This window comes from Pseudomonas sp. v388 (assembly GCF_003935425.1).
Lineage (GTDB): Bacteria > Pseudomonadota > Gammaproteobacteria > Pseudomonadales > Pseudomonadaceae > Aquipseudomonas.
On record NZ_RHQN01000004.1, the window covers coordinates 139,728 to 153,739 of the forward strand.

The 14,012-nt window shown below is 65.2% G+C and carries 2 protein-coding genes; both read right to left on the reverse strand.

The features are described 5' to 3' along the window. Positions 1-40 precede the first annotated feature (40 nt). Complete coding sequence (locus EGJ27_RS11275) at positions 41-13,189, reverse strand: non-ribosomal peptide synthetase (RefSeq protein WP_177523012.1); 13,149 nt, start codon at positions 13,187-13,189, stop codon at positions 41-43. A gap of 57 nt (positions 13,190-13,246) precedes the next feature. Further along, the gene (locus EGJ27_RS11280) at positions 13,247-14,005 is read right to left on the reverse strand and encodes a thioesterase II family protein (RefSeq protein ID WP_125830827.1); all 759 of its coding nucleotides are present in this window, start codon (positions 14,003-14,005) and stop codon (positions 13,247-13,249) included. Positions 14,006-14,012 lie beyond the last annotated feature (7 nt).

Sequence of the window (14,012 nt, forward strand, 5' to 3'; positions counted from 1 at the left end):
GCTTTTTTATCCGCATCGCCCCCGCGCCGACCGGAGGCGCCTACAGCCCTTCCAGTTCCGCCATCAAGTCTTCAAGCCGGTCGAATTTCTGCTCGTCGACCTGTTGCCCGCCGAGGCTGTGCAGGTGGGCGGCCAACCCCTGAACCGTGTTGAATTCGAACATCGCCCGCAGCGGCACCGTGCGTTGCAGCAATTGCTGGGCACGATTGACCACCTGGGTGGCGAGCAACGAATGCCCGCCCAGTTCGAAGAAGTTGTCGGTGATGCCGACCCGTTCGACTTTCAGCACGTCGGCCCAGATACCGGCCAGTTGCTGTTCCAGTTCGGTCTGCGGCGCGACGTAGTCTTGCTGCAACTGGCTGGTGTCCGGTTTCGGCAGCGCCTTGCGATCCAGCTTGCCGTTGGGGGTCAGCGGCATGCTGTCGAGCAGCACGAGGTGGGTGGGGACCATGTAGTCCGGGAGCGACTGTTTCAGATAGGTTCTGAGCTGATCCTGTAGGAGCGACCTTGGTCGCGATGACTGATTTTCGGGCGACACAACTGCTACGGATGTAGTGCCCTCTTCGCCAGCAAGACGGATCGCCGCCCGCTGGCTCCTACAGACCAGATATGCCACGAGCTGGCCGTCCAGCGCGATGACCACGGTTTCGGACACCGCCGGGTGCGCTTGCAGACGCGCTTCGATCTCGCCCAGTTCAATGCGGTAGCCGCGGATCTTCACCTGGAAGTCGACCCGGCCGACGTATTCCAGCACGCCGTCGGCACGTCGCCGCGCCAGGTCGCCGGTGCGATACAGGCGCTCGCCCGGCGCGCCGTACGGGTTGGGCACGAACACCGGCACGGTGCGGCGTGGGTCGCCGACGTAACCGCGACCGACCCCGGTGCCGGCCACGCACAATTCGCCCACAGCGCCCAGCGGCACCAGCTCCAGCGCTTCGTCCAGCAGATATAAACGGTTGTTGTCGGTGGGCGTACCGATCGGCAGATAAGTGCTGCGCGTGGACGCTGTATCCACTCGAAAGAACGCCACGTCGTCCGAACATTCTGCCGGGCCATAGGCATTCACCAGCCCGATCTGCGGGTAACGGTGCAACCACTGGCTCGCCAGTTCCGGCGGCATGGCTTCGCCGGTCGGCAGCAGCCAGCGCAGGCTGTCGAGACATGCGTTGTCTTCGGCCAGCAACCCGGTAATCAGCGATGGCACGCTCTCCAGCACGCTGATGCCCTGGCGCTGAACATGGGCCAACAACGCGCAAGGATCGCGAGCGATGTCATTGGGCACGATATCCACCCGCGCGCCGAACAACGGTGCGGCGAGGAACTGCCAGACGGAAATGTCGAAGCTTTGCGACGCGGTCTGGGCGATCACGTCACGCTCGCTCAGTTCCAGATACGGCACCTTGCTCAACTGGTTATTGAGCATGCCGCGCTGTTCGACCATCACGCCTTTCGGCTGTCCGGTGGAACCGGACGTGAAGATCACATAAGCCAGGTTGTCCCCCGCACTGTAGCGACCCGGATCATGCTCGCCGAAGCCGCCCTGCTGAACCTGTTCCCAGGCCAGCAGCTGCGGCCGCTCGGCAGGTTCGATCAATGCCAGCAATGCCTCGGCCTGAGCCTGACATTCGGCGCTGCACACCAGCACCGGCGTGCGGCTCTGCACGATCACGCCACTGAGGCGTGAATTGGGCAACGCAGGGTCCAGCGGCAGATAACCGGCACCGGCCTTGAAACTGCCGATGATCATGCCCAGCAGCTGCGGCCCGCGCTCGGCCAGCAACGCCACCGGCTGGTCAAGGCCGACGCCCGCCTCGATCAGCCCGTGGCCGAGCCGGTTGGCGACACCGTTGAGTTGCGCGTAGTCCCAATGCTGCTCCAGACAACTCACGGCGATGCGCTGCGGATGAGCCTTGACCTGCGCTTCGAACAGCTCGACGTAGCTCTGCTGCAACGGATATTCCCGCGCACTGCGGTTGCAGCCCTCGATCAGGAAGTCACGCTCCTGCTCGTCGAGCAGCGGCAGTTCGGCCATGTCGCCGTGGAAGCCATCGACCAGCGCCAGCAGCAGGCGCTTGAATTCGCCGAGCATGCTTTGCACGGTGGTTTCGTCGAAATAGCGCTGGTCGTAGGACAGGTGCAGCCCCAGGTCATCGCCGGGGTAACACACCGCCGTCAGCGGATAGTTGGTGTGGGTGCGGCCGGAATCGGAGGTGGCATTGAGGCTTTGTGCGCGGTCCAGCACCGAGACTTCCACTGGCGCGTTTTCGAACACGAACAGGCTGTCGAACAGCGGCAGGCCCTTGGGCAGCTCGCTGTTTTCCTGAATGCTCACCAGCGGCAGGTATTCGTACTCGCGCAGTTCCATGTTGCTTTCCAGCAACCCGCTCAGCCACTGGCGGACGCTGCAACGCTGTTCAAGCCCCGGCATGCCGATGCGCAACGCGATGGTGTTGATGAACAGGCCGACGGTGCGTTGCATCTGCGGCATTTCCACCGGACGCCCCGCCACTGTCACGCCAAATACCACGTCGCGGTCGCCACTGAGGCGACGCAGGGTCAATGCCCATGCGGCTTGCGCGAAGGTGTTCACCGTCAGTTGCTGTTGCTGGGCCAGTTCACGCAGACGCACGCCGTCGCTCACCGCCAACCGGGTATAGCAGTCGCCGACGATCATACCGCCGCTGTCGCCGGCATGTTCACGCTGGAATGGTCGGTCGCTGGGGATCGGCGTCGGGCGGGCGAAGCCTTGCAGGTTTTCGCGCCACCAGTCCCGGGCCTGGGCCAGCCCGCGATGTTGGAGCCAGGCAATGTAATCCCGGTAACGCGGGGCCGCCGCCAGTTGCGCATCACGGTCTTCGCCCAGCGCGGTGTAGATGTCGAAAAAGTCGTTCATCAGCAGCGAACGACACCAGGCATCGATCAGGATGTGGTGGTTGCTCATCATGAACCAGTAGCGCGCTTCGTCGACGCGGATCAGGCGCAGGTGGAACGGCGGCTGGTTCAACAGATCGAAACCGGCCTCGCGCTCGGCCTTGAGCAGCGCTTGCAGCCTCGGCTCTTGCTGATCCGCCGCCACATCGCGCCAGTCCAGGTAATCGAACGGCGTGTTGCCCGGTTTGTGGATGACCTGCAGCATGGTTTCGCCGATGTCCCAGCAGAACGAGGCGCGCAGCGCTTCGTGACGGGCGATCACCGCCTGCCAGGCCTGGGCGAAACGCTGCGGGTCCAGGGCGCTGTTGATGCGGTAGCGATCCTGCATGTAGTACAGGCCGGTGCCCGGTTCCAGCAGGGTATGCAGCAACATGCCTTCCTGCATCGGGGTCAGCGGGTAGACGTCGTCGATGTTCGCCGCCGCCACCGGCAGGGCGTCCAGCTGCGTCTGGTTCAGGCCAGCCAGCGGGAAATCCGACGGCGTCAGGCCGCCGCTGCCATCGGCCAGACAGTGGGCGATCAGCCCCTGCAACTGCTCGACATACGCCTCGGCCAGCTCAGCGATGGCCTGCGGCTGATAACGCTCCTTGCTGAAGGTCCAGCGCAGCACCAGTTCGCCGCCGTAGACCTGGCTGTCGATGCTCAATTCGTTGGGCAACGGCGCATGCGGATCGTGGGCCGCGCCCGCTGATTCGTCCAGGGGGCGGAACAGTGCGTCGTCACCGAAGCTCTGGTCGAACTGGCCCAGGTAATTGAAGGTGATGGGCGCAGTCGGCAGCGCCTGCATGGCGGCGCGGCTGGCGCCGTCAGCCAGATAACGCAGCACGCCATAGCCCAGGCCCTTGTGCGGCACCTGGCGCAGCTGCTCCTTGATGGCCTTGATCGACTCGCCATACCCCGCGTTCGCTACGGGCGTCAGGCGCAGCGGGTAGGCGCTGGTGAACCAGCCGACGCTGCGGGTCAGGTCGATGTCGTCGAACAGGGTTTCGCGGCCGTGACCTTCCAGCTGAATCAGGGTTGAGTCCTGCCCGCTCCAGCGGCAGACCACTTGGGCCAGCGCGGTCAGCAGCAGGTCGTTGACCTGGGTTCGATAGGCGCTCGGCGCCTGTTGCAACAGTTGTCGGGTGCGAGTCGCGTCGAGGCGCACGCTGAGGGTCTGGGCATGTCGATGTTGCTGACCGCCCTGCTCGGCTGCGCCCGGCAGAACCACGCTCGGGCCGTCCAGTTGCTGCTGCCACCCGTTCAGTTCTTCACGCAGCGATTCGCTGCCCGCATAAGCCAGCAAGCGCGCCGCCCAGTCGCGCAAGGCGCTGGTCTTGGCCGGCAGCTGTCCGCGTTTCCCGGCGCGGAGTTGGCGATAGGCGTTTTGCAGGTCATCCAGCAGCACCCGCCATGAGACACCGTCGACCACCAGGTGGTGAATCACGATCAACAGGCGTTGTTCACCCCGCGGGCCATTGACCTGCAGGGCGCGCAGCAGCGGGCCGTTCTCCAGACTGAGGCTGCGTTGCGTGTCGGCATACAGCGCCGCGCACTCGCTCATGTCGGCGACGGTCACCTGCGTCAGCAACGACTCGCCGCTCAACGCCCGATGTTCGGCGCGCCACTGACCGGCCTGTTCGTAGAAGCTCAGGCGCAACGCATCGTGATGCTCCAATACGGCCTTGAGCGCCTGGTCCAGTGCATGAGAATCCAGTGTTTCGGTGGGTTCCAGCAGCACTGCCTGGTTCCAGTGCTGACGCTGCGGCACCGGGGTTTGCAGGAACCAGTGCTGGATCGGCGTCAGGCCGGAGTCGCCGACCAGCAGACCTTGCTCCGCAACGATCTGTTCGCTGGCAGTGGCGACGGCTGCCAGGCTGCGCACGGTCTGGTGCTGGAACAGATCACGGGGCGTGAAGTGAATCCCGACCTGTCGCGCACGGCTGACCACCTGGATCGACAGAATCGAATCGCCGCCCAGTTCGAAGAAGTTGTCGTCGACGCCCAATTGCTCGACGTTCAGCACCGCGCACCAGATGCCGGCCAGCGTGTGCTCCAGCGCATTGGCCGGCGCCACGTACTGCTGGCGATTGAGGTCCGGGTCCGGCGCGGGCAAGGCACGGCGATCAAGCTTGCCGTTGGCGGTCAGCGGCATGGCGTCCAGCAGGATCAGATGGGTGGGGACCATGTAGTCCGGGAGCGACTGTTTCAAATACGCTTTGAGTTGATCAGGCAAATCGATGCTGGACGCCTGTAGGAGCGACCGGACGGCGATCCGTCCTGGTCGCGAAGACTGATTTTCGGAAGACGCATTTGCTGTGGATGTACTGGCCTCTTCGCGACCAAGGTCGCTGCTACAGGGGTGGTGCTCACAGGTCAGGTAAGCGACCAGCAGGCCATCGAGGGCCAGCACCACGGCTTCGCGTACCGTTTCGTGCTCCAGCAAGCGGGTTTCGATCTCGCCCAGCTCGATCCGGAAGCCGCGAATTTTCACTTGATGGTCGATACGGCCCAGGTATTCCACCTGGGCGTCGCTACGCTGGCGTACCAGATCGCCGGTGCGATACAGGCGACCGCCGTCGGTGGCAAAGGGATCGGGTATGAAGCGTTCGGCGGTCATGGCCGGGCGCTGGTGGTAACCCTGGGCCAGGCCCGCGCCACCTACATGCAGCTCGCCGCTCGCACCCTGGGGAACCAGCGCCAGGTCGGCGTCCAGCACATAGGCCACCCGCGCACCCACCACACTGCCGATCGGCACGCTGGCTTCGCCCTCTTCCAACTGCTGCGGCGCGAGGCTGGCCAGCGGCATGACCACGGTTTCAGTCGGGCCGTAGGCGTTGAAAAACAGCTCAGGCGTGAACACGGCGCGGATGCGATGCAGATGCTCGCCGGTCAGCGCTTCGCCACCAGTGATGCACATGCGCACCGGCAAGGTCTGGCCTTGAGTCGCCAGCCACTGCGCCAACTGGCTGCCGTAGCTGGGCGTGAAACCCAGGATATTGACCTGCTGCTCGCGGATCAGGCTGCAGATTTCTTCGGCATCCCACTGACCCTGAGCCCGCAGCACCACCCGCGCGCCACTGAGCAACGGCACCAGCAAACGCTCGGTGGCGGCGTCAAAATTGATCGAATAGAAGTGCAGTTCGCAATCGCTGGGCTGCATGTCGAAACGGCGGATCACCGCCTGGCAATGCATGGCGATTTCACCATGGGACACCACCACGCCCTTGGGCTTGCCGGTGGAGCCGGAGGTGTAGATCAGGTACGCCTGATGCTGCGGCAAGGTGCGCATCGGCAGCTCGTCGGCCGGGTAGTCCGTCAGCGCAGCCGAGTCCTGTTCCAGGCACCAGCGCGCCACGCCTGCGGGCAATTCACCCAGGGCGTCGAGCAGCGTGACATGGCTGAGCAACAGGCCGACGCCGCTGTCTTCGATCATGTACTGCAGGCGTTCAATCGGATATTCAGGGTCCAGCGGCACATAGGCGCCACCGGCCTTGAGGATCGCCAACAGGCCGACCACCATGTCCAGCGAACGCTCCAGCGCCAGGCCGACCCGCACTTGCGGCCCGACACCTCGCTCGCGCAGCATCCAGGCCAGACGGTTGGCGCGGGCGTCGAGTTCGCTGTAGCTCAGGGTTTGCCCAGCGAAGGTCAGCGCTGCAGCGGCGCCCCGCGCCTTGGCCTGCGCGGCGAACAGACCGTGAATAGTCTGGTCGAGGCGCTGCTCGCCGGCCTCGACACCCAGGCTGTCGAGGATGTGTTGACGCTCGGCGGCTTCCAGCAATGGCAATTCGCTGAGGCGCTGCTCAGGCTCGGCCAGCACGGCTTCCAGCAGGTTGAGCCAGTGCCCGGCCATGCGCGCAATGCGCGGCTCGTCGAACAGGTCGCAGCTGTAAGTCAGGCAACAGCCCAGGCGATGATCCAGTTCGGTGACCTCAAGGTTGAGGTCGAACTTGGTGGCCCGGGCGTCGTTGACCTGATAATCGACGGTCATGCCCGCCAGCTCGCGGCGCTGCTGGAATTCCCAGCGCTGCACGTTGCACATCACCTGGAACAGCGGGTTGTAGGCGGCACTGCGCGGCGGTTGCAGGGCTTCCACCAGATGATCGAACGGCAGGTCCTGATGGGACTGGCCTTCGATCACCGTATGGCGCACCTGCTCCAGCAGTTGCTCGACGCTCATCTGGCCGTCGAGCTGCACGCGCAGCACCTGAGTGTTGAGGAACGCACCGATCAGCCCTTCGCTTTCCGGGCGAATCCGGTTGGCCACCGGCGCGCCGATACGCAGGTCGGTCTGGCCGCTGTAGCGATAGAGCAGCGCGGCCAGGGTGGCAGTCATGGTCATGAACAGCGTCAGGCCGTTGCGCGCATTGAAGGCGCGGACCTTCGCCGCCAGTTCCTCGCTCAGGTCAAAGCGGTACAACTCGCCCTGATGGCTTTGCACCGGCGGCCGCGGTCGGTCGGCGGGCAGTTCCAGCAACGGGTGCTCGTTGCCCAGTTGCGCAGTCCAGTAATCCAGCTGGCGCTGACGCTCGCCGGCCTCCATCCATTGCCGCTGCCAGACGCTGTAATCCAGGTACTGCACGGCCAGTGGTTGCAGCGGCGAAGGTCGACCTTCGATGAACGCTTCGTAGAGTACGCCCAGCTCCCGGGCGAAGATGTCCATGGCCCAGCCTTCGGTGACGATGTGGTGCAGGGTCAGGACGAAGTAATGTTCCAGTTCACCGGCACGCACCAGACAGGCACGCAGCAGCGGGCCGGTTTCCAGATCGAAAGGCCGGTGCGCTTCGCTGTCGGCCAAGGCTTGCAGCCGCTGGGCGCGGACGTCGGGCTCCAGCGCCGAAACGTCCTGCCACTCGACACGTACATTGCTGTGTTCGGCCACTTTCTGGCAGGCCACGCCGTCGATGCTCGGGAACGTGGTGCGCAGGGTTTCGTGGCGCTGGATCAACGCCTGCAAGGCCGCTTCGAAGCACTCGATATTCAGCACGCCTTTCAAGCGCGCCATGCCGCCGACGTTGTAGGCCGGGCTGTCGGGTTCCATCTGCCAGAGGAACCACATGCGTTGCTGGGAATACGACAGCGGCACCGGCCGGCTGCGGTCGACCTTTGCAATCGGCCGATGGCTGTTGCCGGCGCCCAAGGCCTGAATCGCCTCGACCTGCGCGGCGAAAGCGCCCAGTTCGCTGGCTTCGAACAGGGTGCGCAACGGCAAGTCGATGTCGCAGGCATGGCGCACGCGGGAAATGATCTGGGTCGCCAGCAACGAATGCCCGCCCAGTTCGAAGAAGTCATCGCGCAGGCCGATGCGCGGCACGCCCAGCACTTCGCGCCACACTGCCGCGACCTGCTTTTGCAGCGCGGTTTCGGGCTCGACGTGTTCACGAGCCTGCCATTGCGGTGCCGGCAAGGCGCGGCGGTCCAGCTTGCCGCTGGGGCTCAACGGCATGCTGGCGAGACGTACCAGTTGCGACGGCACCATGTAATCCGGCAGTTCCAGCGCCAGGGCAGCCTTGAGGCGCTCGATCTGCGCGGCTTCGGGCTCTGCATCCGAGGTCGTCGTGTAATAGCCGATCAGCTGCGGCCCGGCGACGGTGTCGCGCACCAGCACGGTGGCCTGGGCGATGCCCTGTTGAGCCAGCAAGCGGGCTTCGATTTCCTGAGGTTCGACCCGGAAGCCACGCAGCTTGACCTGCTGATCGAGGCGACCGAGGTATTCCAGCGCGCCGTCGGCAGCCCAGCGCACCTGATCGCCGGTGCGATACAGACGCGCTCCCGGCTCGCCCAACGGGTCGGCAACAAAACGCTCGGCGCTCAAACCGGGACGCCCCAGATAACCCCGCGCCAGACCAACGCCGCCAATGCACAGCTCACCGGCCACGCCACGAGGCAGCGGATTCAGTTCGGCATCCAGCACCCGGCACAGCACATTGCCCAGCGGGCGGCCGATGGGTGAGCGCTCGCCATCCTCCGAGGTGCAATGCCAATGGGTGACGTTGATCGCGGTTTCGGTCGGGCCGTAACGGTTGTGCAGTTGCACGTGGGGCAATTGTTCCAGCACCCGGTCACGCAGCTGCGCGGGCAAGGCTTCGCCGCCGGAGAACAGGCGGCGCAGGCTGGTGCAGCCTTGGGTCAGCGGTTCGTCGACGAACAATTGCAGCAGCGGCGGCACAAAATGCAGGGTCGTCACGCCGTGTTGCTGAACCAGCCCGGCAATGCGTTGCGGGTCGCGGTGTTCACCGGGGCCTGCCAGCAGCAGGCGGCAACCGGTGATCAGCGGCCAGAAGCATTCCCACACCGAGACATCGAAACTGATCGGCGCCTTTTGCATCAGCACATCGGTTTCATCCAGGGCGTAAGTGGCTTGCATCCATTGCAGGCGCTCGGCCAAAGCTCGGTGAGTGGTGCCGACGGCCTTGGGCTGGCCGGTGGAACCGGAGGTGTAGATGACGTAAGCCAGATTGTCGCCATGCAGATGCAGGCCCGGCGCGCTGGCCGGCCAGCTGTCCAGATTCAGGGTGTCCATGGCAATGACGCTGACGCGTTCGGCGCTGGGCAGATCGCCCAGCAACGGGCTTTGGGTCAGCAGCAACGACACGCCGCTGTCGGTCAGCATGTAGGCCAGGCGTTCAGCCGGGTAATCCGGGTCCAGCGGCACATAGGCGCCACCGGCCTTGAGAATCGCCAGCAAACCGATCAGCAACTGCGGCGAACGCTCGGCGGCAATCGCCACCGGCACGTCCGGGCCGACACCCTTGTCGCGCAGGTAATGGGCCAGACGGTTGGCTTGAGTGTGCAGCTCGGCGTAGTCGAGGCTGCCGGTTTCCCACAGCAGCGCAGTGCGCTGCGGCGTGTGCTGGGCTTGCAGATTCACCAGTTCCGGCAGCCAGCGCCGGGCAGGCGCGCAAGGTGCCGCGCCCCAGGTCGCCTGTTCAGCCTGTTCAGCGGCGCTGAGCAGTTGCAGATCGCCCAGCGCGGTAGTCGGGTGCTGGCTGATCCGGGTCAGCAGGCCGATGAAGTGCTGGGCCATGCGAACAATGGTGTCGCGCTCGAACAGCTCGTCGGCGTAATCGAACGACAGGCTCAAGCGACCGTTACGGTCTTCTTCGCTGTGCAGTTGCAGGTCGAACTTGGCTTCGCGGCTGTGCCATGCCAGCTCATCGGCCAACAGACCCGGCAAACGGCGCAGCGCCGAGCAATCCCGCTGCTGGTGGTTGAACATCACCTGGTACAGGCCGTGCTCTCGGGCTTGGGGGAAGGCTTCGAGCAACTGGTCGAACGGCAAATCCTGATTGGCCTGGGCGTCGAGCGCGGCTTGACGGGTGTGGGCCAGCAGGTCGGTGAACGGCTGGCGCGGGTCCAGCTCGGCGCGCATCACCAGGGTGTTGATGAAGAACCCGACCAGCCCGCGGGTTTCGTTGCGTGGCCGGTTGGCGCCCGGCACGCCGATGCGGATGTCGCGCTGCCCGCTGTAGCGATGCAGCAAACCCTGGAACCCGGCCAGCAGCAGCATGAACGGCGTCGCCTGCCAGGCTTGCGCGGTACTGCGCACGGCGGCGCTGAGTTCGGCACTCAGGCGCAGGCTGTAACGCGAGGCGCTGTGGTGCAGGCGTGCGGATCGGGGATGGTCGGTGGCCAGCGACAAGACCGGTTGTTCGTCACCCAGCTGGCCTTTCCAGTAATCGAGTTGACGTTCGGCCTCGCCGCGCGCCAGCCATTCGCGCTGCCACTGGCCGTAGTCGGCGTAACGCACCGGCAAAGGCTCCAGCACCAATGGCTGGCTTTGCACGGCGGCGGCATACAGGCGCGAGAACTCGTCGATCAGGACGTCCAGCGACCAGCCGTCGGCGACGATGTGATGCACGGTCACCAACAGCTGATGCTCTTGCTCGTCCAGGCGCACCAGCACGAGCCGCAGCAGCGGGCCGCTTTCCAGGTCGAACGGCAGGCGCGCCTGCTCTTCGCGAATCTGTTGCGCCTGGGCTTGCCGCTGTTCGGCGGGCACGTCGCAAAGGTCGCGAAGCTCCAGGCGCAATTGCCCCGGTGCGTCGATACGCTGCAACGCCACGGCATCGCGCTCGTAGAAGCGGGTGCGCAAGGATTCATGGCGCTCGATCAGGTGCTGGAAGCTGTCGCGCAGCGCGTTCAGGTCCAGCTCACCGCGAAGGTGCAGGCCGCCGGGAATGTTGTAGGCGCTGCTGTGGCGGTCCAGCTGCCACAGGAACCACAACCGGTTTTGGGCCAGGGATTGCGGCAACGCGTCGTTGCCCGGCAGGCGTGCGATGGCATCGGCAGCCTGGCCGCCCTCACTGTGCGCCTGAAGCTGTGCGGTGAATGCCGCCAGGGTCGGCGCCTCGAACAGCAGGCGCAGGTTCAGCTCGATACCCAGTTTTTCCCGCAGGCTCGCCACCACTTGCGTCGCGAGGATGGAGTTGCCGCCCAGCAGGAAGAAATGATCGTCCGCCGAGACGTGCTCGAGGTTCAGGTGCTCACACCAGACGCCGGCGACCCGGGCTTGCAGGTCGCTACCCGGCTCAATGACCGGCTGGCGCTCGAGCGCTGCGCTGTCGGGGAAAACCGCATAGCTGTCCAGATCACCGCTGGCCAGCCGGGTGCGACAAGCCGAGCGCTGCAACTTGCCGCTGGACGTTTTGGGCAAGGCGCCGGGGTTGAGCAACACCACCACGCTCGGCGCCTCCTGAAACGCCTCGGCCACGGCCTGGCGGATGGCGTTGATCAGCCCGCCGGCCGGCAGGATTTTCTGCACGCTGCGGCTGACTTCGGCGGCAATGCCGATGCCTTCGCCACCATCCTGGGCCACGGCAAACGCCGCGACCCGGCCCTTGCGCACGGCGTCGATGTCGCGTTCGACGACTTTTTCGATGTCCTGCGGATACAGGTTGTGGCCACGCACGATCAGCATGTCTTTCAGGCGCCCGGTGATGTACAGCTCGCCATGGCGCTGGAAGCCCAGGTCGCCGGTGCGCAGCCAGGTCCGGCCGGCGTGTTCGACGAAAGTCCTGGCGGTCGCCTCGGGATTGCGCCAGTAGCCGTGGGCGATGCTCGGGCCACAGGCCCAGACTTCACCGATCAGGTTTTCGCCCAGCAAGTCGAGGCTCTGTGGATCGGCGATCAGCACGCCGTGGCCGGGCTGCGCGGTGCCGCAGCTCATGACCGGGTTGCCGTCGCCCGGCTCGGCGACGTTGCGGGCCAGCGCCTGCTCGTCCAGACGCAACGAGGGGATGCCTTTGCCACGCCGACCACCGGCGACGAACAGGGTCGCCTCGGCCAGCCCGTAGGAGGCAAAGAAGCTGTCGGGGGTGAAGCCGCAGCTGGCGAATTTCTCGGCGAAGTTGTCCAGGCTGTCCTGGCGGATCGGTTCGGAGCCGGAATAGGCCACGCGCCAGTGGCTCAGGTCCAGCCGCTCAAGGGCTGAATCGCTGACCCGCGCGGCGCACAGCTGATAGGCGAAGTCCGGCCCGCCGCTGATGGTGCCGCGATATCGGCTGATCGCTTCCAGCCAGCGCAACGGCCGGGTGAGGAAATAGGCCGGCGCCATCAGCACACACGGCACGCCACTGAAAACCGGTTGCAACAGGCCACCGATCAAGCCCATGTCGTGGTACAGCGGCAGCCAGCTGACGATCACGTCATCGGCATTCAGATCGATCCCGAAACCGTGGCGGATCAGCGCTTCGTTGGCCACCAGGTTGCCGTGAGTGACCTGCACACCCTTGGGCAAGGCCGTGGAACCGGACGTGTATTGCAGAAAGGCAATGTCATCGCTGCCCAGCGTCGGGCCTTGCCAGCCTTCGGCCAGCGCGCTGTCCAGGGTATCGACGCAGAACAACGACGGGGCATCGACGCTGCTCAGTTCATCCATTTGCAGCAACGCATCGTGCAGGTCCGATCCGGTCAGCAGCAGACGCGGTTCGGCGTCGGCGATGATCGACAGCAGGCGTTCCTGATGGTGGCGACGGTTGGACTCCGGCGGATAGGCCGGCACTGCGATAACCCCGGCGTACAGGCAGGCGAAGAACGCCGCAACGTAGTCCGGGCCGCTGTGGAACAACAGGATGGCCCGGTCGCCGGGCGACGCCTGCTGCTTGAGGGCGGCGGCGATGGTCCGCGCCCGCAGGTCCAGATCATGGTAGGTCAACACCTGGCCCTGGTCGTTCTCGTCGGTGAGAAAGCGCAGGGCCAGGCGGTCCGGCGTCTGGGCCGCGCGATGTTGCAGCGCATGGGCCAGGGTTTCGGGGAGTTCAAACGCATCCATGATGAGGTTCCTGCTGTATTCGGCTTGCCAAATGGGGTCTGGATTTCGGTAACGACGGGATCAGCCGGCGGCTCTGGCCGGTTGGCGCGCCGCGCTGTTGCGCCAGCGCGCCAGGTGCTGCTCGGCGTAACGCCGCAGTTGGCGGAGCAAAGGCGCTTGCTGCTCGACCAGGTAGAAGTGATGGCCTTCGAACATGTCCAGGGAAAAGCCGGTGCTGGTGTCTTCCTGCCAGTCGAGCAGTTCCTCGACGCTGACGCTGTCCTGCTTGCCGCCGAACACATGGATCGGTACGCCCAGCGGCTCGCGACCGCCGTGCACGAAACTGCCGCACAACAGGAAATCGGCGCGCAGGATCGGCAGCATCATGTGCATCAGTTCATCGTTGCTCAGCACGCTTTCGCTGGTGCCTTGCAGCTCGCGCAGACGATCGCGCAGCTGTTGGTCGGTTTTCTCGACCGCATAGTCGGAAACATCACGCCGCGCAGGACCAGCAGTGGCCGAGGCGAACAACGCCAATGGCGCCGGCAGGTTTCGGGCGCGCAGTGCGTGGGCCAGTTCGAAAGCCAGCAGGCCGCCCAGGCTGTGGCCGAACAAGGCGTAAGGGGTGTCGAGTTCGGCAGCGATTTCATCGGCCAGGCGAGCGGCCAAGGCAGCGATATCGGTCTGCAAGGGTTCGCCCATGCGCATGCCGCGCCCCGGCAGTTCCAGCGGTCGCAGGTTGAGCCAGTCCGGCAGCTTGCGCCGCCATGGGCTGTAGAACATCGCGCTGGCCCCCGAATACGGCAGGCAGAACAGTTTCAGGCTCGCAGACGTGGTCATTGCAGGC

Coding starts and splice junctions, on each gene's coding strand:
- EGJ27_RS11280 (WP_125830827.1), bottom strand. CDS start 14,005: ATGACCACGTCTGCGAGCCTGAAACTGTTCTGCCTGCCGTATTCGGGG.